This window comes from Acidovorax sp. 93, from assembly GCF_003633835.1.
GTDB lineage: Bacteria > Pseudomonadota > Gammaproteobacteria > Burkholderiales > Burkholderiaceae_C > Acidovorax > Acidovorax facilis.
The window spans coordinates 5,202,625-5,228,890 of the sequence record NZ_RBIT01000001.1 but is presented as its reverse complement, the minus strand read 5'-3'; the positions used below and the strand labels follow the sequence as shown (position 1 = coordinate 5,228,890).

At 61.3% G+C, this 26,266-nt stretch carries 20 protein-coding genes and 4 pseudogenes; 11 read left to right on the top strand and 13 right to left on the bottom strand.

Annotated features, from left to right (window positions below; all coding sequences use genetic code 11):
* The 3 genes from C8C93_RS23990 to C8C93_RS23975 all read left to right on the top strand — a co-directional run bounded on the left by C8C93_RS23990 (position 1) and on the right by C8C93_RS23975 (position 4,677).
* On the top strand, positions 1-3,189 hold the full coding sequence (locus C8C93_RS23990; protein WP_063459323.1) for a CusA/CzcA family heavy metal efflux RND transporter: 3,189 nt from the start codon (positions 1-3) through the stop codon (positions 3,187-3,189).
* A gap of 63 nt (positions 3,190-3,252) precedes the next feature.
* Complete coding sequence (locus tag C8C93_RS23985) at positions 3,253-3,633, top strand: hypothetical protein (RefSeq protein ID WP_063459322.1); 381 nt, start codon at positions 3,253-3,255, stop codon at positions 3,631-3,633.
* A gap of 408 nt (positions 3,634-4,041) precedes the next feature.
* Positions 4,042-4,677 carry a hypothetical protein gene (locus C8C93_RS23975; RefSeq protein ID WP_233559556.1) on the top strand — a complete coding sequence of 212 codons (636 nt, stop codon included), beginning with the start codon at positions 4,042-4,044 and terminating at the stop codon, positions 4,675-4,677.
* A 33-nt stretch (positions 4,678-4,710) separates the two neighbouring features.
* On the opposite strand, the pseudogene C8C93_RS25525 reads toward C8C93_RS23975, so the two are convergent.
* A pseudogene (locus C8C93_RS25525) lies at positions 4,711-4,920 on the bottom strand (EamA/RhaT family transporter); the annotation flags it as partial.
* Between the two features lies 1 nt (position 4,921).
* Between C8C93_RS25525 and C8C93_RS23965 the strand changes: the two are divergent.
* The 5 genes and pseudogenes from C8C93_RS23965 to C8C93_RS23950 form a co-directional block, all read left to right on the top strand.
* Positions 4,922-5,371 (top strand): annotated as a pseudogene (locus C8C93_RS23965) (chromate transporter); the annotation flags it as partial.
* Positions 5,372-5,390: 19 nt separating this feature from the next.
* Positions 5,391-5,759: pseudogene (locus C8C93_RS25695) on the top strand (superoxide dismutase); the annotation flags it as partial.
* A gap of 231 nt (positions 5,760-5,990) precedes the next feature.
* Positions 5,991-6,311 carry a rhodanese-like domain-containing protein gene (locus C8C93_RS25515; protein WP_051022504.1) on the top strand — a complete coding sequence of 107 codons (321 nt, stop codon included), beginning with the start codon at positions 5,991-5,993 and terminating at the stop codon, positions 6,309-6,311.
* Positions 6,308-6,727 (top strand): annotated as a pseudogene (locus tag C8C93_RS23955) (chromate resistance protein ChrB domain-containing protein). The gene C8C93_RS25515 and the pseudogene C8C93_RS23955 overlap by 4 nt, the downstream one beginning before the upstream one ends.
* 101 nt (positions 6,728-6,828) lie before the next feature.
* A complete protein-coding gene (locus tag C8C93_RS23950) occupies positions 6,829-7,161 on the top strand; it encodes a hypothetical protein (RefSeq protein WP_015013008.1) in 333 nt (110 codons plus the stop codon).
* A 433-nt stretch (positions 7,162-7,594) separates the two neighbouring features.
* Here the strand turns inward: C8C93_RS23950 and C8C93_RS23940 are convergent, their stop codons facing one another.
* The 11 genes from C8C93_RS23940 to istA form a co-directional block, all read right to left on the bottom strand.
* A complete protein-coding gene (locus C8C93_RS23940; protein WP_015013010.1) occupies positions 7,595-8,650 on the bottom strand; it encodes a DMT family transporter in 1,056 nt (351 codons plus the stop codon).
* Between the two features lie 5 nt (positions 8,651-8,655).
* Complete coding sequence (locus tag C8C93_RS23935) at positions 8,656-9,051, bottom strand: hypothetical protein (protein WP_369801407.1); 396 nt, start codon at positions 9,049-9,051, stop codon at positions 8,656-8,658.
* A gap of 100 nt (positions 9,052-9,151) precedes the next feature.
* Positions 9,152-12,298 carry an efflux RND transporter permease subunit gene (locus C8C93_RS23930; protein ID WP_121508519.1) on the bottom strand — a complete coding sequence of 1,049 codons (3,147 nt, stop codon included), beginning with the start codon at positions 12,296-12,298 and terminating at the stop codon, positions 9,152-9,154.
* 14 nt (positions 12,299-12,312) lie between these two features.
* Complete coding sequence (locus tag C8C93_RS23925) at positions 12,313-13,443, bottom strand: efflux RND transporter periplasmic adaptor subunit (RefSeq protein ID WP_121508963.1); 1,131 nt, start codon at positions 13,441-13,443, stop codon at positions 12,313-12,315.
* Positions 13,444-13,475: 32 nt separating this feature from the next.
* Positions 13,476-14,108, bottom strand: a complete 633-nt coding sequence (locus C8C93_RS23920) for a hypothetical protein (protein WP_063459316.1) — start codon at positions 14,106-14,108, stop codon at positions 13,476-13,478.
* A complete protein-coding gene (locus tag C8C93_RS23915; RefSeq protein WP_370110902.1) occupies positions 14,105-15,370 on the bottom strand; it encodes a TolC family protein in 1,266 nt (421 codons plus the stop codon). The genes C8C93_RS23920 and C8C93_RS23915 overlap by 4 nt, the downstream gene beginning before the upstream one ends.
* 149 nt (positions 15,371-15,519) lie before the next feature.
* Complete coding sequence (locus C8C93_RS23910) at positions 15,520-15,849, bottom strand: hypothetical protein (RefSeq protein ID WP_233559555.1); 330 nt, start codon at positions 15,847-15,849, stop codon at positions 15,520-15,522.
* Positions 15,850-16,751: 902 nt separating this feature from the next.
* The gene (locus tag C8C93_RS23905) at positions 16,752-18,530 is read right to left on the bottom strand and encodes a UvrD-helicase domain-containing protein (protein ID WP_121508516.1); all 1,779 of its coding nucleotides are present in this window, start codon (positions 18,528-18,530) and stop codon (positions 16,752-16,754) included.
* Positions 18,530-19,495, bottom strand: a complete 966-nt coding sequence (locus C8C93_RS23900; protein ID WP_199727067.1) for an ATP-dependent endonuclease — start codon at positions 19,493-19,495, stop codon at positions 18,530-18,532. Before C8C93_RS23900 ends, C8C93_RS23905 begins: the two co-directional genes overlap by 1 nt.
* 185 nt (positions 19,496-19,680) lie before the next feature.
* A complete protein-coding gene (istB, locus tag C8C93_RS23895; protein ID WP_121506336.1) occupies positions 19,681-20,577 on the bottom strand; it encodes an IS21-like element helper ATPase IstB in 897 nt (298 codons plus the stop codon).
* Positions 20,570-22,102 carry an IS21 family transposase gene (gene istA / locus C8C93_RS23890; protein WP_108500128.1) on the bottom strand — a complete coding sequence of 511 codons (1,533 nt, stop codon included), beginning with the start codon at positions 22,100-22,102 and terminating at the stop codon, positions 20,570-20,572. Before istA ends, istB begins: the two co-directional genes overlap by 8 nt.
* Between istA and C8C93_RS25510 the strand changes: the two genes are divergently transcribed.
* Together C8C93_RS25510 and C8C93_RS23885 are read left to right on the top strand one after the other, a co-directional pair.
* On the top strand, positions 22,101-22,277 hold the full coding sequence (locus C8C93_RS25510; protein ID WP_233559554.1) for a hypothetical protein: 177 nt from the start codon (positions 22,101-22,103) through the stop codon (positions 22,275-22,277). The two genes, istA and C8C93_RS25510, sit on opposite strands and share 2 nt — an antisense overlap.
* Positions 22,198-22,401, top strand: coding sequence for an HAD domain-containing protein (locus tag C8C93_RS23885; RefSeq protein WP_370110899.1), 204 nt, complete (start codon positions 22,198-22,200; stop codon positions 22,399-22,401). Before C8C93_RS25510 ends, C8C93_RS23885 begins: the two co-directional genes overlap by 80 nt.
* A gap of 1,227 nt (positions 22,402-23,628) precedes the next feature.
* Here C8C93_RS23885 and glmS read toward each other — a convergent pair.
* Entirely contained in the window at positions 23,629-25,575 is a 1,947-nt protein-coding gene (gene glmS, locus C8C93_RS23875; RefSeq protein WP_121508962.1) for a glutamine--fructose-6-phosphate transaminase (isomerizing), read from the bottom strand.
* 140 nt (positions 25,576-25,715) lie between these two features.
* On the opposite strand from glmS, the gene C8C93_RS23870 reads away from it, so the two are divergent.
* Positions 25,716-26,225, top strand: coding sequence for an Lrp/AsnC family transcriptional regulator (locus tag C8C93_RS23870; protein WP_121508515.1), 510 nt, complete (start codon positions 25,716-25,718; stop codon positions 26,223-26,225).
* The last annotated feature ends 41 nt before the right edge of the window (positions 26,226-26,266 follow it).

Sequence of the window (26,266 nt, the reverse complement as noted above, 5' to 3'; positions counted from 1 at the left end):
ATGTTTGAAAAACTCATTCGATTCTCGATCGAGCAGCGATGGTTGGTGCTTCTAGCGGCCCTGGGCATGGCGGCGCTTGGCGTCATCAGCTACCAAAAGCTGCCTATCGATGCGGTCCCTGACATCACGAACGTCCAGGTTCAGATCAACACACAGGCCGCAGGCTACTCGCCTTTGGAGACTGAGCAGCGGGTTACATACCCCATTGAGACGGTCATGGCTGGCCTGCCAAACCTGGAGCAGACCAGGTCGCTTTCGCGGTACGGTCTGTCGCAGGTGACCGTCATTTTTAAAGACGGAACCGACATCTATTTTGCTCGGCAGCTCGTCAACGAGCGTATCCAGGAGGCGCGCGACAAGCTGCCTGCCGGCATCACGCCAGCGCTGGGGCCCATCTCGACCGGGCTGGGCGAAATCTATCTCTGGACTGTCGAAACCAAGGACGGGGCGAAGAAGCCCGATGGCTCACCCTATACCGCAACAGACCTGCGCGAGATTCAGGACTGGATCATCAAGCCACAGCTGCGAAATGTTCCTGGCGTGACCGAGATCAATTCCATTGGCGGCTTTGCCAAGGAATACCAGATCGCGCCCATCCCTGAACGCCTGGCTTCTCTGGGCGTGACACTGCAGGATGTGGTCACTGCGCTGGACCGCAACAACGGCAATGTGGGCGCGGGCTATATCGAAAAGCGTGGCGAGCAGTATCTGATTCGTGCACCTGGTCAGGTGAAGTCGCTGGAAGACATCGGTAACGTGATCCTCAGCAGCGCCAACGGTGTTCCTGTGCGCGTTCGCGACGTGGCAGAAGTTGGCATTGGCCGGGAACTGCGCACAGGTGCTGCAACAGACAACGGACGCGAAGTGGTCCTCGGCACGGTGTTCATGCTGATCGGCGAGAACAGCCGGACTGTCTCGCAGGCGGTGGACAAGAAGATGTTGGAAGTCAACAAGAGCCTCCCAGAGGGGGTGCACGCGGTGACTGTCTACGACCGTACCGTGCTTGTTGACAAAGCCATCAGTACGGTGAAGAAGAACCTGCTGGAAGGCGCGGTTCTGGTGATCGTGATCCTGTTCCTCTTTCTGGGCAACATCCGTGCCGCCATCATCACGGCAATGGTCATCCCCTTGTCGATGCTTTTTACCTTCACGGGTATGGTTCAGTACAAGGTGAGCGCCAACCTAATGAGCCTGGGAGCGTTGGACTTCGGCATCATCATCGACGGAGCGGTGGTGATCGTTGAGAACTGCGTACGGAGACTTGCCCATGCACAAGCGCACCACGGTCGGCCACTGACGCGGGCTGAGCGCTTCCATGAGGTGTTTTTGGCATCCCAGGAGTCAAGGCGTCCATTGCTGTTCGGACAGCTCATCATCATGGTGGTGTACCTGCCCATCTTCGCGCTGACAGGCGTTGAAGGGAAGATGTTCCACCCCATGGCATTCACGGTGGTCGCGGCACTGCTGGGCGCCATGGTTCTGTCGGTGACATTCATCCCCGCAGCGGTGGCCCTGTTCATCGGCAATCGGGTCAGCGAGAAGGAAAACTTCCTGCTGGGCCATGCCAAGCGCTTGTATGGTCCACTGCTCGACCGTGTCATGGCCGCCAAGGCGGTCGTACTGACCGCAGCTGCAGTTGCGGTGATCTTGTGCGGGTTGATCGCCACGCGTATGGGCAGCGAGTTTGTACCCAATCTCAATGAAGGCGACTTTGCGATCCAGGCGCTGCGCATCCCAGGCACCAGCCTTTCCCAGTCAGTCCAAATGCAGCAGCAAATTGAAAGGACCTTGAAAGAGAAATTCCCCGAGATCGAGCGCATCTTCGCCAGAACCGGTACTGCGGAGATTGCCTCGGACCCCATGCCGCCGAACATTTCGGACGGGTACATCATGCTCAAGCCAATGGCCGAATGGCCCGAACCTCGAAAAACCCGCGACGAATTACTCGCGGCGATTCAGGAAGTCATCGGGAAAATCCCGGGCAACAACTATGAGTTCTCCCAGCCCATTCAGCTGCGCTTTAACGAGCTGATCTCCGGGGTGCGCAGTGACGTAGCCGTGAAGATCTTCGGTGACGACATGGATGTCCTGAACAAGTCCGCAGAAGAAGTCTCCGCAATGCTGCAGAAGATTCAGGGCTCCTCTGAGGTGAAGGTTGAGCAGACGACGGGGCTTCCGATGCTCACCGTGAACATCGACCGCCAGAAGGCTGCTCGCTATGGTCTGAACGTTGCCGACATTCAAGACACCGTGGCCACCGCTATCGGTGGACGCGAGGCCGGCACTATGTTCGAGGGCGACCGCAGATTCGACATCCTGGTTCGTCTGCCTGAATCCCTGCGCAACGATCTCGAAGGGATGAAGCGCCTTCCTATCCCGCTGCCGCGTTCTGCCAATGGGACAGAGGCCAAAACGAACTTCATCCCGCTGGGCGAGGTAGCAACATTCGAGCTTGCTCCTGGCCCCAACCAGGTGAGCCGAGAAAACGGCAAGCGCCGCATCGTCGTGAGCACCAACGTGCGCGGGCGCGATGTGGGCTCTTTCGTCGCAGAGGCTGAGAAAGGCCTGGCCCAGATCAAGATTCCTACCGGCTATTGGACGAGCTGGGGCGGAACCTTCGAGAACTTGCAGTCGGCCACGCAGCGCCTGCAGATCGTCGTGCCGGTGTCCCTGCTGCTGGTTTTCGTGCTGCTGTTCGCTATGTTCGGCAACGTCAAGGATGGTCTGCTGGTCTTCACTGGCATCCCATTCGCTTTGACGGGGGGCATCCTGGCGCTTTGGCTTCGCGACATTCCGATGTCTATCTCTGCGGCTGTCGGCTTCATCGCGCTTTCTGGGGTGGCCGTGCTCAATGGTCTGGTGATGATTTCGTACATCCGCAGCTTGAGGGAAGGCGGCGTTGGTCTTGACGAAGCAATCCGTGACGGCGCGCTCACCCGGCTACGGCCGGTTCTGATGACTGCCCTGGTGGCCTCGCTGGGCTTCATTCCAATGGCCATTGCGACAGGCACCGGCGCTGAAGTCCAGCGTCCCCTGGCCACCGTGGTGATCGGCGGAATTCTCTCGTCCACGCTGCTCACGCTTCTCGTGCTGCCGATTCTTTACCGTCTGGCCCACCGGCCCGATGAGGAAGATGAGGACGTGTCCGCTGAGCCCTCGCATCCCCCAGACGTGTCCGCGTCCGCGTAGTTGAAACGGTCCCGCTCGCTGATCGTGGGGCCGTCCCTTTTCTCCACCCCCAAAGGAACTGTCATGAAACTTTCCCAACTCATTCTCGCCCTGTCTGTGTCGATCTCGGGCGCAGCCTTCGCTGCGGACAATCACGGCCACGACCTAAAGCCGATGCACGGTGGTGCTGTCGCAGAAGCCAAGGAGGTCGAGTACGAATTCGTTGCCAGCGCCGACAAGCTGCAGCTCTATATGCGCGACCATGGAAAGCCCGTTGCCGTTGCGGGAATGACCGCCAAGGTCACGCTGCTGGCAGGCAGCGAGAAACAGGATGTCCAGCTCCAAGCCGGTGACGGCAAGCTGGAAGCCACGGGCAGCTTCAAAGTCCCCGCCGGTACCAAAGTCGTCGTCGCCGTCTCGAAGGCTGGCAAGTCGATTGCCTCCGTCCGCTTCACGCTGAAGTAGTACACGAAGGCCGGCTGGGGGGATTGCCTTCGCAACGCTTCCAGAAGTGATCCCACTTTCCGCAGTCCGTTCACGTCAAAGCAGCTGACTACATATCGGCGAGTTCGGACCGCCCATCGGCAACATGCCTGTGCTGGAGGCCAAAAAAGGAGCGATCCATGTCAATGCAGGCTGCACAGGTCGCGCTCTTTGCCAAGCTGTTCTGGATTTGGATCGGCTTGTTGACCTCCGTGTTTGTGTTTTGGAGGCTGCGGCGTATCTGGCTCAAACGCCACCCGCCAATGGCGGTGAGAGTCAAGTACAGCCGACGCTTGGCCAAGAGACTGAGGGATCGACAGGCAATGCGTTTCAAACACCGAAAAACACCGAAATCGCGGCACCGCCATATGCAATCCAAGGAGGCAGACCGTGGGTGACGGTACCGGGGTCGCTGATGAAGCTTCAGGCAATACGCAACAACCTCCACAGCAAAAAAACAGATCCATGACAAAAATACCTGCATATTCAGGCACCCGCCGCCTCTCCGTGATCCTCAGCTCTGTGCTGGCAGCTAGCCTGCTGGCGGGTTGTGCTACCTCTACTGGGGCCGATCCCTCCGCCGAAGCGCCATACTGCTACAAGACCAGTAAGGGCAGAGTAGTCGCGTGCACTCGGGTACCCGCCCCCAGCCTGAATGCCGACGCTCAGGCGAAGCGCTTTACTCCCGATCCGAATGCGCTCACCGTCTACGTCGTACGGCGCAACTGGGGAGATGGCGGGCGGTTTGTGAAGATCAGCGCGGATAACGCAATGGCCGCCGAGACTCTCCCCAACACGATGGTGCGCTTCAAGTTGAAGCCAGGAACGCATACGTTCACCTTGGATTTCGAAGGAGAGCGTCAAGTCGCAACCGTGGATGGTAAAGCTGGTGACCTACGATTTCTTCGGATCGATGGAACGGTTTGGGCATGGAAGAGCACGTTTGTATGGGCGACTGACGGCGAGGATGCAATTCGGGAAAGGGCTTACAAGGCTCGCCTGGTCGCCGACCTGACGGTCAAGTGACCTCGGGGGAGCAGACAAAAAAATACCGGGGGTTCAGTGAACGTGTTGATGGTGCACGTCAGGAGCATGGGGATGGGCGTGGGTCATAGGTTCATGGGTGTGCTTGTGACTGTGGCTGCCCTTTGGCATCACATCGTGCACATGTGAATGGTGCCCATCGTCGTGCCGGTGGGCATGCTCATGCTCAAGCACTTCGTGTGTGTGCTCGTGACCATGGCCTTCCGCCAAGTGCAGTACCACTCCCGTGGTTAAGGAGTACGCATGGCTCACGGATCGCCAGTTCGTGGACGCCGTGGCCGTGGCCATGATCACCCCCGGCCCGGTGGTTATCACGACAGGATTTATCGGCTTCCTCATCAGCGGCTTCTGGGGCGCGGTCGTCGCGGCGTTGGCAACCTTTATGCCCTGCTACTTGCTCACCGTGATTCCCGCGCCGTACTTCGAGAAGCATGGCAAACATCCTGGTGTGCTGGCGTTCGTTGACGAAGTGACTGCTGCTGCCGTGGGCGCCATTGCCGGTGCGGTGGTGGTGTTGGGCCAGCGATCCGTTGTGGATTTACCCACAGCTGCGCTGTTTCTTGCCACCGCTGCCGTCCTGTGGCGGTTCAAGAAGCTGCCCGCGCCTGTGGTGTTGCTTGCCGCTGCCTTGATGGGTCTGGCCGTGTATCCGCTTGTGGCCCACGTCCAACCCTGACCATTTGACGGAGAACCCCATGAACTACCAAATCCGTCCGCTGACGCTGAACCCCGATCAACTCTCTGGCTTTTCGAACCGTCTAATCACCAGCCACCACGAAAACAACTACTCGGGTGCGGTCAAGCGCCTGAATGCCATACGCAACGAACTCGCAGCGTTGGACTGGAGCAATGCTGCAACTTTCACCATCAATGGCCTCAAGCGCGGGGAGTTGATCGCCGCAAATTCAGCATTCCTGCACGAGCAGTATTTCGACAATCTGGGGGGCAACGGTGTATTGCCTTCCTGCGGGTTGTCCATTGCGCTCACGCGTGACTTTGGCTCCGTGGACGCTTGGCGCAGCCAGTTCACTGGGCTGGCCAAGGCCATGGGGGGCGGATCGGGATGGGCCTTGCTGTCCTGGTCCTCCCGCGAGAGCCGCCTCATCAACCACTGGGCGGCCGACCCACACGCACCTCCTGGCCGGCGCAACGCCCGTACTGGCGCTGGACATGTACGAGCATGCGTACCAACTGGACTTCGGGGCCAAGGCGGGCGCCTATGTGGATGCCTACATGGCGAAATCCAGTGGGACAAGGTCTACAAGCGCTAAGGCGCTGCTGTCGAGGCGGATGCGTTGGCATTTGGCATCGACACAGGCTCTGCGCTGGCCGGTGCGGCAGGTGCGTTTGACTTGCGACTTGAGGAGGACTATCTGCAGAGCCCGCAGGTCATTGCCGGAGTGTCCTCGCGCGATCCGTCGCGCGTGTTGGAGTGGAGCCAGGAACTGGACGCCACGAAACCTGTGCGGCTGTATTGCTTGCGCGGCAAGGACATTGGCCGCTCTACGTTCCTGGCGCTGCGGGCACGCGGCATGAACGCGCGCTACCACGTGGGCGGCATCGAGGCCTGGCAAGCCGCTGCCCTGCCTCTGGAAACGCAAGGAGGTGCCGCATGAAATGGGTCACCCGCGAGCGGCCCAAGATCGACCGCATTGCCTGCCCCTGGCTGATTGCCCGGTTCATCGACAAAGAGCCGGAATTCCTCTATAAGCCTACAGCCTCGGTGCTTCAGGTGGCCCAGGACACGGGAGCGATCCCCTACGACGTGCGCGGCGTCGAATTGACCCACGACGGTGACCTGTGCAGCTTTGACGCCTTTCTCAAGAAGTACGAACTCACCGATCCCGCCCTACAGCAACTGACCGTGATCGTGCGGGGCGCAGACACATCCAGGCTGGACCTGGCGCCGCAGTCTGCGGGCCTCTAGGCGCTGTCGCTTGGCCTGTGCAAGACCTTCAGCGATGACCTTGAGATGCTAGGGCATGGCATGGTGATGTACAACGCGCTCCATGCTTGGTGTAAGTCCTGCTAGGCAGAAACCCACAATTGGCCCCCGAGTATGGCCGCATGACGGCGGGTGCTAGGCGGTGGCTCAGCCGCTTTACCAAGGCGTTGTGAGCGCATTTCCTGTGCATGACGCTTGCTCCGTTGGCCTGCGCGGCGCCCCCGGAAACGAAACTGACCACCGCGCAGATCCGCGCCACGCTGGGCGGGCACCATGTCACCGACGGACGCCATTGGGGGCATGACTATTTCCTGGACGGCCGCCTAGAGCGTTCAGAAAACGGCCGCACACGCGCCGGACGCTGGAGCACGCAGAACAACCAACTCTGCCTGCTGCTGCCCGAGGTCAGCAAGGTCTCGCCCGTCTGCTTTGACGTGGTGCGCGTGGGGGAGGAATTGCAGTATCGCGATGCGGGCAGTGTGGTGTACGCAGGCACGGTCAGAAAGAGTCCGTCTCGTTGAGGCTCCTCGTCAGTCTCTACGGCGTTTGCCCCGCCTTGGCCCCACGCGGGGCCTTCGGCACTATTGGAGGTTGGTCACACTTCCACGCGTTGAAGTAAACCTCATCGCCCACGGCCATGCCGGAGCCCGCGTCAACTCTGGCGAAGTGCCCACGGGTTCGGGTGACTTCCCGCCATCGGATGACTGCAATCTGGTCGGTGGGGCCGAGCTCCATTTGCCGGCAGCGAGAGCCGCTCACCTTCAAGAATTCGTCCGCTTGGATTAATTTGGTAACTTTGCCGACCCTCCAGCCTTCGGACCAAGCGTACCGGTCCTCGTAGACAGGTGTGCTGCAGCCGGAGATCGCAAGGAATGTCAGCGCAGCAGCTGACAAGAGCATTGATTTTTTCATCATGAAATTTCCTTAGCCGCTGTCTCGGTACCGCTCAATGAGTCAATGCCTGTGCTGATGGTGCACATCGGGCGCGTGGGGATGGGCATGAGTCACCGGCTCGTGAAAGTGCACATGGCTATGGCTCCCAGTGGGCATCACGTCATGGGAGTGCGTATGGTGTCCATCGTCGTGACGGTGGGCATGCTCATGCTCCAGCGGGTCATGCGCATGTTCATGCCCGTGACTTTCAGCCAAATGCAGCAGCACCCCCGCAAGCATCAGAAGACCACCGAGCAGCATCAGCCACCCCGCAGACCGTTCACCGAAGCCGAACGCTACAGCCGCACCGATGAAAGGTGCAAAGGCGAACACGGAGCCAGTCCGCGCCGCCCCAAAAGCCCGCTGCGCTAGAAGGTAGAACCGAAGACTCAAGCCATACCCCGTGGCCCCCACGGCAAAGAGCCCTAGAGCTGCCGTCAGGGTGGGCAAAGGCTCGCCCCACGCCATGGCAAGACATGCTGTCGCAGCGGCTCCCAGCGAGGCCTTTGCCATTACGACCTGGCTGGGATCGCGCTCGGCCAGTCCCCGGGACAGGGTGTTGTCCACGCCCCAGGCCACCGTCGCCAGTAGCACGGCAAGCAGACCGAGCAGCTGCGTGCCGCCCTGCAGGCCCTGGTCCATGACCAAAGCCATGCCACCGGCCAGCAAAAGAAGCATGGCTGCCCACACACGGCGGTCCATGGTCTCGCTATACAACCACCACGCCAGAGTGGCTGTGAACAGCGCTTCCAGCGTGAGCATGAGCGACGCGCTGGCGCCACTCGTGTGTTGCAGACCCCAGGACAGGGCGACAGGACCTAGGGCAGCGCCAAACCCCGCCATGCCGATGAGGCGCCAGGCGTCGGATCTTTGCAACCTTGCCTCGTGGGCAGCGGTCCGCAGGGACAAGGCACCAACGACAGCCGCCCCTGCATACAGCAGCGCAGCCGTCGTGAACGCCCCCAGCCCAGCACCCAGCCGTTGAACCAGCGGGGTGCTGATGCCAAACAAGGCTGCGGCCAGCAAGGCCAGCAGACCGCCTCGCAGTGCAGGCAAGGACAGAGAGCCGCGCGCCATGGGCCTTACTTCACCGTGAATCGTACAGTGACGGTCTTTTTGCTGTTGGTCGTGATCAGCGCAACCACCTTTGTGCCCTTGACCAACTTCACGCCCTTGGCCTCCAGCTTGTTGCCGCCTGCAGATTTCAGGGGCGCCTCTGCCTTTTCAGTGCCGTTCAGCACGGTGACCTTGCCGCCAAACTTGGATGCGTCCGCATCCTCGTCGTGGTCCACGATGTAGATTGCCGCGCCGTCAGCGGTGGCGACCAACTCGAACGACAGGTCGGAGGCGGTTTGCACCACGCCGCCGTGAGCAGGCTCGGCTGCACCATGGGCCATTGCAGCAGGCGCACTTGTCAGGGATGCCATCACGATTGCGGTGGCTGCCAGCAGTTGGGAGAAGTTCTTTTTCATGGTCATTTGGGTTTCCTTCCGTTGAGTTTGTTTCACTGGCGCGCTTCAAAAGGCAGCGCACCAAGGCCTATCAAAAAGTGGGTGAGAATTAAGCTGGAGCCTGGGATCAGAAGGCCTCCTGGCCTATGGGTTCGCTTTCGGCTTGCGCGCTGCTGCCCTCAATCAAGCGCCGGGTGGCACTTTCGCCGAAAAGCCAGAACATCACGGGCGTCAGCAGCGTGTCCAGCAAGGTCGAGCTGACGAGTCCACCAAAAATCACGACCGCCACCGGATGCAGGATTTCTTTACCAGGTGCATCGGCCGCCAGCAGCAGCGGGGTCAGCGCAAAGGCAGCCACCAGCGCCGTCATCAACACCGGGGTCAACCGCTCCAGCGAGCCGCGCACGACCATGGGTTGGCCGAAGACCTCACCCTCGAACTTGCACAGGTTGATGTAGTGGCTGACCTTCAAAATCCCGTTGCGTGTGGCAATGCCCGCCAGCGTGATGAAGCCCACCATGGAGGCCACGGACAGGCTCACCCCCGCCAGCCACATCGCGGCCACGCTGCCGATGAGCGCCAGCGGAATGTTGGCCATGATGATCCCGGCCAACACCGCCGACTTGTAGCGTACATACAAAACGAGAAAGATCATTGCCAAAGACACCAGCGACAAGCCGACGATCAGTTGCATCGCTTGCTCCTGGGCCTGGAACTGGCCTTCCAGACTCAGAAAGGTCCCCGGTGGCAATGGCGTCTTTGCCATCACCGCACGAATGTCTGCAATGACTCGGCCCATGTCGGAGCCGTCCGTGTTGGCATAAACGACGATGCGCCGACGACCGTTTTCTCGGCCAATCTGGTTGGGGCCATCGGTTTCCTGGACCGTGGCGATGGCAGACACCGGTATCTGCCCCGCAGGCGTGTCGATCAGCGTGCGAGCCAGATCCTGAGGACTGCGTTTGTCATCGGGCAGGCGCAGCACCAGTTCATAGCGGCGCAGGCCGTCCACAATCTGCGCACCATGGGCACCATCCGTCAGGGCCTGCAGCACCCGCACCGCCTCGCCAGGAGACAGCCCAACCTGCGCGGCCTTGCGGTGGTCCAGCCGTACCGTGATCTGGGGGATCAGCACCTGCTTTTCCACGGTCAGATCCACCAGCCCTGGAACGCCCGAGAGTCCCTGGCGCATCTGTTCGGCCAGGCCCCGCAAGGTGTCCGTATCGTCGCCGAAGATCTTGAGCGCGATCTGCGCCCGCACCCCTGACAAGAGGTGATCCAGGCGGTGGGAGATAGGCTGGCCAATGGCCACCTGGGCTGGAAGGACGGCCAAACGGGCACGGATGTCTGCCATCACGGCCTCGCGGTCCCGGGCGGACCGCTTCAGGTCCACATCAATCTCGGCCGAATGCACGCCTTCGGCATGTTCATCCAGCTCGGCCCGCCCCGTCCGGCGCCCCACCTGGGTGACCTCGGGGACCTCAGCAATCAGCGTCTCCGCCAACGCGCCCATGCGATTGGCTTCCGCCAGCGCAGTGCCTGGGTTGAACACCATGCCCAGCACCAGCGAACCCTCATTGAAGGCAGGCAGAAAGGCGCGTGGAAAAAACGGGACGCTTGCAGCTGCTGCAGCTACCGCCAGTGCAGCGACAGCCATCAGCACCTTGGCGCGAGAAAACGACCAGCTGAGCACTTGCGCATCCCGCCGCTTGAGCCAGGCTACCAACGTGCTGTCACCGTGGTCCAGCCGTTTCATCCCCGGCAACAGGTAAAGGCACAGCACGGGCGTTACTGTCATCGAGACCAGCATCGAGGCCAGCACTGACACGATGTAGGCGATGCCCAGGGGCGTGAACAGGCGCCCTTCGATGCCCGGCAGCGCAAACAGCGGCACAAACACCAGCACCACGATGGCGGTGGCGTAGACGATGCCCGAGCGGACCTCCACGCTCGCCCGGCGCACGACCTCCAGCATGGACAGAGGATTGCCCTGGGCACGGTTTTGCTTCAGCCTGCGCAGGATGTTCTCCACGTCCACCACCGCATCGTCTACCAGTTCGCCAATGGCAATGGCCAGGCCGCCCAGGGTCATCACGTTGATGGACTGATCCATCAACCGGAACACCATGGCTGTCACGGCCAGCGACAAGGGTATCGCCACGAGCGAGATCAAAGTGGTTCGCGCGGACAACAGGAAGGCGAACAACACGATGGCCACCATGATGGCGCCATCGCGCAGAGCCTCGGTCACGTTGCCGATAGACGCCTCGATGAAGTCCGCCTGGCGAAACAACACCTTCGGAGCAGCCAAACCCACGGGCAGCCCTTGTTTGAGGTCCCCCAACGCCGCTTCGATGGCGTGGGTGAGCTTGACGGTATCGGCCGCAGGCTGCTTTTGCACACTGACGATGACGGCAGGCACGCCGCTGTATCCGGCGTCACCGCGCTTCATGGCGGCAGCGAACCGGACATTGGCCACCTGTTCCAGCAAGATGGCTCGGCCGTCCTTCCAGGCTACGGCCACGCCCTGCAGGTCTTCGACACGGCTGGTGCGGCCAATGTGGCGGATGAGGAATTCACGGCTGTTGAGGTCGATGAAGCCACCTCCCGCATTCCCCGCAAAGCCTCGAAGGGCCTGCTCGATCTGCGTCAATGTCACCCTGAACTGCGCCATGCGCGCGGTATCAGGCTCCACCCGCAACTGACGTACTTCACCGCCGATAGGGATGACCTGAGACACCCCTGGAATCGACAGAAGTCTTGGGCGCAGCACGAAGTCCGCGTACTCACGGGCCTGCATGGGTGTCGCTGCGGCGGCCTTACCATCGCCTGCTGCCAACGGCAGTGCGATGAGCATGACTTCGCCCATGATGGAAGACACCGGTCCCATGACGGGCGTAATGCCTCCGGGGAGTTGCTCCCGCACCAGTGCCAGGCGCTCCGCCACGAGCTGGCGGTTGCGGTAGATGTCCGTCCCCCAATCGAACTCGGCATAGAGGATGGACAGGCCCACGCCGGACGTGGAGCGCACGCGCGTGACCCCCGGCATGCCGTTGAGCGCGGTCTCCAGAGGGAAGGTCACCAGTTGCTCGACTTCTTCGGGTGCCATACCTCCTGCTTCCGTCAAGACGGTGACCAGGGGTTTGTTGAGGTCGGGAAACACATCGACCGGCGTGCGCCATGCGGTGATGGCCCCGTAGACCATCAGCAGCGCCGCGACCGCCAGGACGAACAGGCGGTTGTGAAGGCTGTTCCTTACGATCCAATTGAACATTGCGTGGGCTCCGTTCAGCGGATCTGTGCGATCAGCGGCGCACCTTGCACCACCACGCGGTTGTCAGCGCCCAGGCCCTGCGTGACGACCACCGTGGCGGCGTCCAGGGACCGGTACTGCACCGGCTGGGGAATGTAGCGCTCTGCACCGGACTTGATCCAGACCACCGGCTCGTTGGCACTGTTGCGCACGACGGCCTGCGCAGGCAGGACGAAGCCCTTCACCTGCTCGTTCAGCGAGGCCACGACGGTGACGGGCTGTCCGACCGCCAGCGGCAAGGCTGTGCCCGATTGCTCCGGGACGGCCCTGAAAGTCATCGGGAGGACGCCATCACGCAGGCTGCGCGCTGCGCCGATCAGCTGCAGCTTGACGCCAAGCACCCCCTGCAAGTGGGCTGTACCCGTGCGTGCGGGCAAGCCAGGATCTGCCGTAGTGGCCTCCACCAACACTCGTGCAGGGTCAATCACCTCGAACAACACTTCGCGGGCCTCAACCACCTGGCCTTTGGTTGCGTCGGCTCTGGCAATCACGCCGGAGACGGGAGCCAGCAAGGCCTCTCTGGCAGCCAGGCTCGCTCCAATGCTTTTCTCGCGCGCGGTGAGGCTCTGTAGCTCAGCACGTGCGGCCTCGATCTCCTTGCGCGGCACCGTGCCTTCAAGGGACTGCAGCCGCTGCACCCGCTGTGCGGCCAGTTCCCGGCCACTGCGCAACTCGGCCAGCTGGGCCTGCTGGTTGGCCTGGGCATAAGGCTCGGCGTGATGGGCCACATAGGCCAGCACCTCTCCTTGCCGCACGGTCTGGCCGGCGACCGGCAGACCGCGTGGTCCCGCTTCGATCCGTCCCCCATGGATCGCCTGGACACGACCACTCGCATTGGGGTCCACGACCACACGGCCTGACAGCTCGATGGTGGCGGCGGCCTGGGTTTCAGGGGTCAACTGTGTGCGGATACCCAGGCGCCGTTGGGCGAGCATCGGAACGTTGACACTGCCGTCTGGCAACCGCATCAAACCGGATGCGCTGACCGCCGTGGGGGCATCTAGATGCTCACCGTTCGGCCCATGGGCACCTGGCGCTGCGACGGCAACAGGTGGGAACATCGCCGCGATGCACGCGATGGCAGTCAGGCCGAGAACGTGAAGCATGCGGGTCGCCTTGGCTTTTTGGATCAATGAGTTCACAGCGCATCTCCTTTGGAAGATGTGCCTGCAGCCTTGGGCCTGCGACCAAAGAACCAACCGACCGCTGCCAAGACGGCCAGGGCCAGAGCCAGCCACACCGTGCGGGAGGGCCCATGGGCGTGACCGTCGTCGTGGGAGTGACCATGGTCATCGAGCACGGCACCGGCGACTGTGAGGGTGCCGTCAAGCAGGTCAGAGTCATTGCCCGCCAGTACGGTGACCACCATGGGGTGGTCACCGGGCGCCGCCAGGGCCTTGAGCATGTTGGCATCGTCGATGGCGTAGTCCCCCATGTCCGCATGGAACTTGGCAGGCGCCTTGAGATTGCCCGTCTCCACCTCGACCGTGGCGTTGAGCACGGGCTCGTTGGTGGCAAAGCGGTTGATCAGGATGGACAACTCTCCGCCCTGCAGCCGGCCCACCAGCTCGAAGGCTTCCGAGCGGGCCTCAAAACTGGGAACGGAGCCGCTGTTGGCCCCTGCTTGAGCGGGGGCGTCCAGGTGCTCACCATTGGGGCCGTGCGCGCCTGGCGCGGCATAGCTGGGTGTACCTGAAAGCACCAGCACGGCAAAGCCTGCCCCCAGCAATATGCTGCGGTAGCCGATGAGGAATAGATTCAAGAGATTCATGGAAGGATTCCGAGAGATTGCTGGAGGCGCGCGAGGGCCAGGCCCAGTGCCACTTGCTGGCGCGCGAAACTGGTGTCTGCCTGGGTAGCTGCGGCGAGCGCGCGCAACAACTCGGGCAACGGGGTTTCTCCAGCCTTGAAAGATCGGTCAATGAGGGAGGCGCGCTCCCTCAGCAGTGCCGAGCGCTGGCGCTCCGCCTCCAGTTGCTGCTCGGCCGTGTGCACCGCAGCCTGCGCCATCGCTGCATCAGCAGCCAGCCGCTCCTCGGTTCGCTGTTTCGTGGTCAGCGCCACATCCAGCTCACTCAGTGCTGCAGCTTGCAGTGGTTGGTTGCGGCTCGCTGTGCCCAGGGGAATCCGCAGGCCGACCCCGATGCTGTTTTGCGCCGACTCGCCCCTACCAGGAATGTCTTGCCGGATACGCAGTAGCAGTTCAGGCGGGTCGCGCCGTGTGGCGGCCACCACGTCAAGCCGCTTGCGTGCGCGTTCAACCGTTAATGCAGCGACACGCGCATCCGGGTGCGTTTCAACGGCGAAGTGCGCCCCGCCTGGTGAAACTGCGGCACCATCAGAAACCGGGACAGACGTGAGATCAGGCGCCAGGGCTATGCCCGTCAGGGTCATCCATTGCGACTGGCTGGCGCTCAGGCGCTGGCGTGCAGCCAACTGTGCAGATTGCGCAGCCAGAGCCTCGGATTGAGCGGCAAGCGCATCCGCGTGGGCCAGATCACCCGATTTGACACGGCGCCGTACGTCGTCGGAGATCTCGTGCAAAGATCGCACTTGGGCGTCCGCCAGGTCGGACCCGGCCTTTTGCGCGGCAATGCCCCAGGCGGCTTCCCGCACCAGTCCCGCGAAATGCAGGCGCCCCGCTTGAACGGCAGCTTGGGACAGCTCTGCGTCGGCGGCCACAGCAGCGCCGCGTGCATTGCGCTGCCCAGGCAACCACAGCGGCCACGCCAGGCCGGCCTCGGCTTCCCTGCGTCCTGCCGACGTTTGCCAGCGGTCGTCTCGGTAGGAAAACTCCAGTGCGGGGGGCGCAGCCCACAGACTGGAGATAGCCGCCCGTTCGGCAGCAGCCCGCTGTGTCTGACCTTCGGCTTCTCTCGCCTGGGTGGCACGCTGCCATGCGGCCTCCGTAGCTTGTGCCAGTGTTGGAGCCGCGGGCGATGCCGTGGCTGAAAGCGATGGGGCGGTATTGGACTGCGCAACCGCAGCGCCAACGAGGACGCAGCTCAAAGCACAGCCTGCGGCACAACGCACCGCAAGCCCGGAAATAACAAAACGCACGTGATTCCTGACCGATCAAAGGCGGCAAACCAGGATCGTTGACGCATCAGCGCCTGATCAAAGTAGTACCGCACCGATGAACAACCCCGCTTTCGTGTGGAAAGCGCGGCGCTAAGGGTGGATCAGGAAATCAGTCGGGGAGGTCGTCGTAAACCGTCCAGATGAGGGGACGGGCTGACGGATTCGGCGGTCACGGCCGGTGCGGGTGAGCGGTCGAGAGGAAGCGACAGTTGCGGGAAGTGGAGAAGTGCTGCAGTCCCAGGGCCTGCGTCCGCCAGCATGTGCTGGATGGACTCCTGGGAATCGTCTTGGTGCGCCACACCGTGTTCATCATGGTGGTGGGCGGAGCCTTCCAGATGCATTTCAGCATGCACCGCCTGGAACTCGCCCTCGTGGTCGAACGCAGCCGTCTGGCGGGCCGTTGCGAAGGCCTGGCAGAAGAAGGAGCTCAACAGGATGACTGCGAGCAGTCGGCGCATGAAATTGGAAGCAGGCAATTGAAAATTCGTCGCAATGATAGCCGCAGACTGCTGCCTGTCTCGCAGAAACCCACATCTAACACCTGGTATCAGGGGTCTTGCAGCCATGTACAGAGGCACCGAGGAATCCGTACGGTGTAGATCCCCCTTGGACCCGCGTCACGATCTCGTGCGTATGGCCGCACCCAGCGCAAAAACTGAGTTTGGCGCATTCTCACGCGGAAGTTGCCGTTTAGGCGGAGCAAGCCGTTTTGGTGTTGGCGCCGCCCCAGGTGGTTCCTCCACGGCACATCCAGTAGCGAGATGACGCTCCACCAAGTCAGCCAGAGTAACGGACCGCAAATAGTCTTCCACCGTTTGATGGAATGCTCTCCACAACTCATGTGTCATGGCCCCTGTTGGGCGCTCATGGCGTCGTGGCCACGAGGGAAGCGTTCCGATTTTCCCTGCTCAGTGGCCCGAGATAAGTCCGCGACGGGAATTCCTGGGCCAGTATTCGGACTGTGCTCGGTCAGCGTCTGCTCTTGAGACAGCGTGAATGTCTGATTCAGGCTGAAGAGAGCCGCTCGATAGATGTGACCTAAGCGGCGACGGCGCTCTTCACCGGTCATTCGGCGGTTAGAAGGCTGTATGACCGGTGTACTCCCGAGACCTGCCACTTGATGCTCGATACAGGTGGGCAGAACACGATCGACGGTTCTTATAAGGACGGTGCAGCAGCTCCCGACCCGATGCGGCGCTCGTACCGCCAAGGCGCCTCCCCGATAGCAGCCGTTAGCTTACTTGTGGGCCCACCATCTCGCTTGCGCGAAGCTAGGTTTTACAGGTAATGGACACAGGACTAACCCGCTCTTGCGGTAGATGCGCCGCCCTCACTATCCGTTGTAAACGAATTCACAGCGGGCCAAAACCTCGGTGGGCTGGTAGCTCCCATATCTTCCGCGTGAGCGACCGGCCTCCGAGATGAGGTGCAAGTGCTTTCGAGCGCGCGAGGCCAGGACATACAGCAGCTTGCTGGCGGCGACATCGCCGTCGGAATCACTGAAATGGGGCACCATGCCCTGAAGAAGACCGAACGCGATGACCACGTCAAACTCGGCGCCCTTGACCCCATGAATGGTCGACACGGTGATCCCGGTCCGTTCGCGGAACACCTTCTTGAAGAACGACAGATCGGTGATGTAGCTGGCACCAGAGTTCTGCAGCCTCTCCAGCCGCGCCTGGGAACTCGCAAAGAATGCCTCGCGATGCTCCACCAGCGCGGGGAAAGCATTCAGCTCGATCAGCAGGCGATCCAGTAACGCTGCGAACGCCTGGTCCAGATACGCCAAGCCGTCTGTCTCGGCAATGGCGAGAGAGTTGGACTCCCGCAGCAGCGAACGCTGCGTGATCCTGGACGTGTCGACGCCGAAATCGCGGAGGTCGGCAATGACGTCCCTGGCCCATCGCATGCGTCGCACGAGCATTTGGGGCGACGACTCCGTCAGCAAGATCTTAGAGAGCTTGAACCAAAAGTTGTCGGGATCATTGCTGAACGGCACCAATCCCGGACCGTCGAACTGCTGGTCGGGGAGCTGTGCCACAAGTTTTCGGGTGGTAGACGCCAGCAAGATCCACCACGGCGCCAGCACGCATATCTCTTCGGGTGCATGTCCGTCGGCCAAGCTCTTTTGGATGAGCCTGACGAGCTCATCGTGAAGATCTTCGTGCGCAACGAGGCGGTTGTAGGAGACTTGGCTCGGAAAGCCAACCATCTTGCCAGCTCCCTCAATGTCGGTAGCGTGCACATTAAAGTTGGAGAAGTGCCCGATGATCCTCGCACTTGAGCGGTAGTTCAAACGCAGCGTCATCTCCCGAATTGGAATGTCCGTGAGCGCGCGAAAGTCCGCCGCTGAAATGGCATACCCGCCAAGTGATCCGTAAATCGCTTGATTGGGATCTCCTACGATGAACGTCTTGGTGCTACCGGCACCCGCCCGCAGGATGGCCCCCACCAAGTTGTATTGGATCCGCTTCGTATCCTGGTACTCATCGACGAGGACATATGAGAACACTTGGGAGAGCAGCGCCACGATATGCGGCTGACTTCGGATCAGTACCTGGGAGTACCAGAGGATCAACTCGAAATCGATTCGTCTCGTTTCCATTAGCTCTCGAAAGTACCCCGCCAGCACTTGGTGGATCGTGTCATGCTTCCAGGTGTCGGCGCACCCGAGCCGGTAATCGTCTTCTTCGAAGTAATAGTCGCAGTCATAAAAAGTCACGCCGGGGTACTGTGAGCACAGTCGCTCAAGCATCTTCTCGCGGTCGTGTCGGTCCAAGACCGTGTACCCACGAGCCAGCTCCGGGACATAGATCCCGTAAGGCTTGATGATCCATTCGAGACAGAACGAATGAATGGTTCCGATCCACAGGGCGGTGGTATCGACTCCGAGGGCTTCGATTCGCTCCTGAATCTCGTCAGCGGCACGGTGTGTATAGGTGATGGCCACGACGATGCGCTTATCCGTGCGCCGGGACAGCTCATACGCGATCTTGTACGTCAGGGTACGCGTTTTTCCGCTGCCTGGACAGGCGACCAGGAAGACGCTCGACGGCTCTTCTACTGCAGCCGCTTGCTCAGGATTGAGCTCCGTGGCATCCCAGACAAACATCAAGCCATCTCCGCCAGGAACGCATGGACTACGTCGCCAGGTAACGCCGTTGCAGCTGCGGCACGAAGGGTCGGCAGATCTATCTCCGAGCGCCCGAAACGCTCCACCTCAGCATTGAATGCCGTCAAGCGCGGACGCGCAGCTCGGTCGATAGCCAACATGCGATTCATTCGATGACGGAGGATTCGCATGATCAGCGGTCGCGAGAACGGGCCATGCGCAAACAGCACCGCGTCTCGGATGTAGCCGGGCACCACGGCTTGATGATCCAGCGTTTGCGCGAGCAAGATGGCAAACCACCCCTTGCCTTCTTGCTCGGCCATCGTCAAGGTCCGACCGCCACCTTGGTCGATGAGGCCCGAGCGAAGATCGGTGGTTGCCTGCGTGATCGTCGCTGGCGCCTTGTAGACCTTGTCTACTGTGCGCACAATGGCTTCATGATTGCCCGAGCCGAGCAGATCCACCTCAAAGGTATGTGTGGCGTAGAAGCTCTGAACCCAGGCGTTGCCCACGGCAAATGCATCCAAATCAATTTTTCGCAGCGCCCCAGCCGCTTGCGAACCAATCGCCTTGCGCTTCCTGGCGGCCAAGGCGTCGCCATCCGCCGCATTCGGCGTTGTGTCGAAGAAGATCGTGTCCAAGTCAGTGACGATCGCGCACCGCTTGCGGATCCGGATGTCGTGGAACAGGACCGCGACGTTTTTGAAGCCGGTACTGCGGATGTTGATGACACTGATCCCCAACTCGTCCACGCTCAAGCCCAGGACCTTCTTCACGAGCACAGGGATCAGGATCTCTTCCGCGTCACCCTCCACCAAAATTACGCTCTTGGCGAACAGTAGGTTGCTTCGCACTGCGTCCAGGTACCGCTGGATGCTTGTCACCTGAGCAGGATCCAGTCCGGTCGCCGGCTGGTATGCCTCACAGAATGCGCCGCGTCGACCTAGGATGTTGACGTTGCTCACGTTGCTCACTTCGGAGATGTGTGTGGAGTGAGTCGTGTAGATGACCTGAGCATCCTCGTAGGCGATGCGATCAAACAGCGTCTTCTGGATATGGGTGTTAGTGCCAGTGCAAACGTGATCAGCAGTGCCAGTCGAACATTGACCAGGGGCTAAAGCTGGTTCCATTAGAAACCAGCTGTGGATAACTATAGGGTGGATGCTTCGGTAGGGCCTCCTTTTTTTGAACTGGTGGTTGGTATTGCCGAGCCGTCAGGCGAGGCCCCTTCCTCCGCGGTCTCGCTAACCTGGGCGGCCACTGCCTTCTTGGTCTGCTCACGAGCCTTGATGCGCCCCTTGGCTTCGTGCGTGCTGTGGCGGAAGCGGTAGGACTCGTTGCCGGTCTCGATGATGTGGCAGTGATGGGTCAAGCGATCCAGCAACGCGGTGGTCATCTTGTCATCGCCGAACACCGTGGACCACTCCGCGAACGTCAGGTTGGTGGTGATCATCACGCTGGTGTGCTCGTACAGCTTGGACAGCAGGTGGAACAACAAGGCACCACCGGCCTGGCTGAAGGGCAGGTAACCTAACTCGTCGAGCACGACCAGGTCCATGCGCACCAGACTCATGGCGATGCGTCCGGCACGGCCCTGGCTCTTCTCATGCTCCAGGGCATTGACCAGATCGACCGTGGAGTAGAACCGCACTCGCTTGGCGTGCCGGGTGAGCCCAGCAATTCCCAGCGCCGTGGCCAGGTGGGTTTTGCCGGTGCCTGGGCCGCCGACCAGCACCACGTTCTGCGCATCCTGCGTGAACGAGAGGTCCGCCAGTTTCTGGATCAACGCGCGGTCGACCGGCGCGACGGTGAAGTCGAACCCAGCCAGGTCGCGGTGCATCGGGAAGCGTGCCGCCTTCATCTGATGGGCGATGGAACGCATCGCCCGATCAGCATCTTCAGCCTGCAGCAGGTGCTCCACCAGCCAGCGTGATGCAGCCAAGGCCGTATCGCCGCCTTGCTCCGTCAGATCGGCCCAAGCCGTGGCCATGCCGTTGAGCCGCAGCGCCTTCAGTTGGGCCTGTACATCGATGGAGGTCTCACGCATGGCCCACCTCCTGCCCGTCTAGATGATCCTGGTGGGTGGGGCGCAGCCGGTCATAACGCGCGGTATCGGCCTTGGGCGCCTGGGTGAGTTGCAAGGACGTCTGCGCTTGCGCCGGCGTGGCCGGGTTGTTCAAGCGGGCCAGCACGTTGCGCACGTGTTCCACGCTAATGCTGCCGCTGGGGGTCCTGCCTTCGAGTACCAGCTCGATGGCCACCAGCACCGCTTCCAGCCCGGCCTGCGGCACCACGGCCAGCACCTGTGCCATGACCCGGTCTCCTCCAGGGTGCCTGAGCAGCGACTGGCGCAAACGCAGCAACGGCGCCGGCAGGTCCAGGAACGGCGTGCCGTTGCGCAAGGCGCCCGGTTTGCGCTGCACCAGGTCGATGTAGTGCTGCCAATCGTAGCTGGTCTGGCCGCTGCCCGGCAGCCGGGCGTGACTCGCGACGACGGCGTCCGCGGCCGCCACATCGATTCGCTCGGGATAGACGCGGGTGCTGACGATGTGGCCGGCCCACTCGCACGGCACGGAATAGCGGTTGCGAGCGGCAGCCACCAGGCAGGTGCTGCTGACCCGGGCCAACCGTTCGACGTAGCCGTCGAAGGGGGCCGGCATGGACATGAGGTGAGGCTTCTCCAACTCCCACATCTCGGCCACGGTGAACTGCCGATGGATCGGGTGCGTGGTGTCGCTCCACACCGAACGACATCGCTCGCTCAGCCAGGCATTGAGTTCGATGAACGAGCCGAAGCGACGGGTCGCGGCTTCGATCCAGATGCGCCTGCGGCTGTCCTGCACGTTCTTCTCCACCACCCCCTTCTCCCATCCCGAGGCGACGTTGCAGAAGTCGGCATCGAACAGGTAGTGACTGCACATGGCTGCGAAGCGCGCGTTGACGGTGCGCTGCTTGCCACGCTGCACCTTGTCCACAGCGGTGCGCATGTTGTCGTAGATGCCGCGTCGGGTGACGCCACCTAGTGCCTGGAACGAGCGTGTGTGCGCGTCGAACAGCATCTCATGACCCTGGCTGGGGTAGGCCACCAGCCAGAAGGCCCGGCTGGCGCACAGCTTCAGGTGCGCCACTTGCACGTTGTAGAACACACCGCCGACGAGCATGGCTTCGACGCTCCAGTCGAACTGGAAGGCCTCGCCCAGCTCGAAGCTCATCGGAACGAACGCCTTGGCCGGACTGGCTGCGGACTCCACCCGCCAGCGCCGGATGTAGTCGGTGACGGCGCTGTAGCCGCCGCGATAGCCCTGGGCCTGTATCTGAGCAAACAAAGCTCGGCCGCTGCGCCGTCCCTGCTTGGGGCGATGGCTGTCGGTCGTGAGCGCTTGATGCAGGATCGGCTCGAACGCAGTTAGCTTGCCATCGAGCTTCACCCGCTCGTACTTCGGCACAACATCGCCGGGCGCCTTGAGCCACTTCTTGACCGTGTTGCGCGACAGGCCTGTGCGCTTTGCGATCTCGCTGAGAGAGAGTTGGTCGCGCAGCCTCATGCGCCTGACCTTGCCAATCATGTCCATGGTGATCACCTTGAATCCCCTGCTGAAATTCTCAGCAGGTCAGTGGAACACCCTGGTCAATATTGGATTGGCACTTTGCGGTTTAGCTGGTCAAGATTGCATCGGCACCAACAGTTCAGCGGCGAAAACCCCGGCAGTGGATAGCTCTCGACGACGACATCGAGGGTTGGCCTGAATCATGTCTACATAACCTCGTCGCATGCGATGGAACGACGGGCTTGTCCAACCCCGACGTCCAACAGGAACTGAGGGAGAAGTTGGGCCACTGTTTTGCGGCTCTGGGTGCCAAAGCCTCGTAATTCCTAGAAGCAGCAGATGTCGGGGAGCTAGGCCGCGAGAGGCTCATTGCAGTCCGTCGGCTCACCGTAGCCAGAGGCAGAATTGCAGCGATTGCTGGCTTTCGCTCGTGCGTGTCAGCTGACGGCTCAATAGCCGATTCCTGCCCTTGGGCCCAGCTCAAACGATGAGTGATGTATTTCTTTCAATGATCGGTTTGGTGAGTGGAGAAGTCACGTAGCAGTTTCACTGCGGCAACCTAATAAGATCTCATCGCAATGACGTCGCGCCCCGACCCAATGATCACAACGCAAATGCCCGTGACTGCCGGAAAACTTGCGCGCCAACTACAGACAGCCGGTCGCGGAGAACTCGAAATCGAGATCCCCTCCGGAGCACAGCTCGATCTCTCCACCACTCCCGGTGCGTCGGTCGATGGCGGCAAGTTGCGTTTCGCTCGCATTGAGTACCGGAACTCGGCAGCAGCTTGGGATGTTTTGGCTGAGTTGGGCGATCCTCCTTTAACGAGCAGGTGGTGTGGGCCGCAGCCTATGACCAGTGGCGCCGCGAGATTGGCAACACCGACATGGCTAGCGGAAGGCTTCTAGTGGCCATCCACCCATGGGTCAGCGTCCTGCGCCTGGCGACGACACTATCGAGTACCGGTTGAGCCTTGGACTTGTGACAGAAAGCAGTCCAATTTTTTATCCGCTCCCCACCATTCCATCGAAACAATCGATGATCGGTGACAGGTAGATCTTGCCAGCCGGGATCTGGAACTACATCGAAAGGAGGCGTCTATATTCCGCGTCTAGATATGCATCCACGGCCTCATCATCTAGCGTGCCCTCTCCGTACCAAGCTTTCAGTTCCTTCAAAGCCAATGTGCCGAATCGAGCCCACGCCAGAAGATTGCTACGCAGCATGAATTGAATGATCTCGCCTCCAGACCGCAGTGCCGCATCAGCCCCGTCTACAAGACACAAGCTGTTGATTTCCACGCAGAAGTGACCCACTAACCCCCGGGTCAGCTTTGCGTGGAAATCAACAATCAACCCATCAGTACTGGTGCGCGGCACCCTTGGGGCTTTATCTACAGGCTGCAGAGCTATCTTTACGACCCACAGTGCATGAGTCAAATTTGTAGAAAATTCCCACAATCGAAAAATAATTGTTGAAATCTAATTTTTATACATGAAAAAGTCCATAACTTTAGTCAATTAAGGCGACGCAATCCCCCAACCAGCGCATCACTCCACTGTGACACTCTTGGCCAGGTTCCTGGGCTTGTCCACATCCGTCCCCCGCGCACACGCGGTGTGGTACGCCAGCAGCTGCAGCGGCACCACGTGCAGCAGCGGGCTCAAGGGGCCGTAGTGCTCGGGCATGCGGATGACATGGATGCCGTCGCTGCTTTCAATGCGGGTGTCGGCGTCGGCCAGCACGTAGAGCACGCCAGCGCGCGCGCGCACTTCCTGCATGTTGCTCTTGAGCTTTTCGAGCAAGGTGTCATTGGGCGCCACGGTGACTACGGGCATGGCACTGGTCACCAGGGCCAGGGGACCGTGTTTGAGTTCGCCGGCCGGGTAGGCCTCGGCGTGGATGTAGCTGATTTCCTTGAGCTTCAAGGCGCCTTCCAGCGCAATGGGGTAGTGCAGGCCTCGACCCAAAAAGAGAGCGTTTTCCATCCGGGCAAAGTCTTCGGCCCAGCTGATGATTTGTGGCTCCAGCGCCAGCACGGCCTGCAGGGCCACGGGCAGGTGGCGCATGGTTTTGAGGTGGGCGGCTTCTTGCTCGTCGCTCAAACGGCCTTTGGATTGGGCCAGCGCCAGCGTCAGTAAAAACAAGCCCGCCAGCTGGGTGGTGAAGGCCTTGGTGCTGGCCACACCGATCTCGACACCGGCGCGCGTGATGTACGCCAGCTTGCATTCGCGCACCATGGCGCTGGTGGCCACGTTGCAGATGGTCAGCGTGTGCTGCATGCCCAGGCTCTGCGCGTGGCGCAACGCGGCCAGGGTGTCAGCGGTCTCGCCAGACTGGCTGATGGCGACAACCAGGGTGCGTGGGTTGGGCACGCTGGTGCGGTAGCGGTATTCGCTGGCCACTTCGACTTGCGTGGGGATGCCCGCGATGTCTTCGAGCCAGTATTTGGCGGTGCAGCCGCTGTAGTAGCTGGTGCCGCAGGCCAGGATCAACACGCTGTCGATTTCCTTGAACACGCGCCAGGCGGCGGCGCCAGGTTCGCCATGCTGGCCCGCGCCGTCGAACAGCTCGGGCACGATGCCAGCCAGACCTTCGAGCGTGTCGGCGATGGCACGCGGTTGCTCGAAGATTTCCTTTTGCATGTAGTGGCGGTAGGGGCCCAGCTCGGCCGCGCCGCTGTGGGCCAGCACGGTGCGCACGGGGCGCTGTTCGGGCGTGAGTGCGGCACCGTCCTTGCGCACGATCCAGTAGCGACCCAGCTGCAGGTCCACCAGGTCGCCCTCTTCCAGATAAACGATCTGGTCAGTGACGCCCGCCAGGGCCATGGCATCGCTGGCCAGAAAGTGCTCTGCGCCCCCGTTTCCAACCCCCAGGATCAGCGGCGAACCAGCGCGTGCACCCACCACGCGGTGCGGTTCGTCCTTGTGCATCACGGCGATGGCGTAGGCGCCATGCAGTTCGGCCACGGTGGCCTGCACGGCGTCGAACAGGTCGCCGCTGTAGTGGCTGTCCACCAGGTGGGCGATGACTTCGGTGTCGGTCTGGCTCACAAACACATAGCCGCGTGCCTGCAGCGCCTTGCGCAGTTCTTCGTGGTTTTCAATGATGCCGTTGTGCACCAGGGCCACACGGCCCGGCCTGGCCGGGTCGTTTGCCTGGTTCTGGCCCGCGCTTTGGGCCTGCGCGTCTGCGCCAGTGCCGTGGCTGAAGTGCGGGTGGGCGTTGTGCACGGCGGGCGCGCCATGGGTGGCCCAGCGGGTGTGGGCAATGCCGGTGGCACCGTCGATGTATTCGGTGGTCACCTGCTCCAGCAACTCAGCCACGCGGGCGGTGCTGCGGGCGCGCTGCAGGCCCGCCGGGCGCGCTGCATCGAGGCTGGAGGCATGTACCGCCACGCCGCAGGAGTCATAGCCCCGGTATTCAAGCCGCTGCAGGCCCTGGACGAGGATGGGAACGATGTTGCGCGTAGAGACCGCGCCGACGATGCCGCACATGGTGTTTGCCCTTGGGTTGGATTCGATGGGGCGGATCGTAAGCAGCATTGAGAAAAATTATCGATTGATATTTCAATGAAATTGAACTTAAATTTCACCAAACACAATGCATGAAATTTTTATTCAATTTATAGAAAATAATGGAATCCATATCACTCGACAGCACAGACTTGCAGCTGCTCAACCTGCTGCAAACCGACGCGGCGCAGAGCAACCAATCCCTGGCCGAACAGGTGCATGTCTCCCCGCCCACCTGTCTGCGCCGCGTCAAGCGCCTGCACGATGCCGGTCTGATCGAGCGCCAGGTGGCCATCCTGCAGCCCGATCGGCTTGCGGCCATTCAGGGCCACGGGCTGGCCTGCATCGTCGAGGTGTCGCTGGACCGCCAAGGCGCCGAACAGCTTGACGCGTTCGAAGCCCGCGCCGTGGCCGACGACGCTGTGCAGCAATGCTGGCGCGTATCGCCCGGGCCGGACTTTGTGCTGGTGGTGCACACACGGGACATGCCGGGGTACCTGGCGCTGTCGCAGCGCCTGTTCACGGGCGATGCCAATGTGCGCAACGTGAAGGCCTTCTTTGCAACCCGCAGGGCAAAATTTGGTACAAAAGTGCCTCTAGCGCTTGATCATAAAGCGCAAGCAGCTATTTAATTCATAGCAAATGGTTGACAGCCCCTTTGCATGCCGTTGTC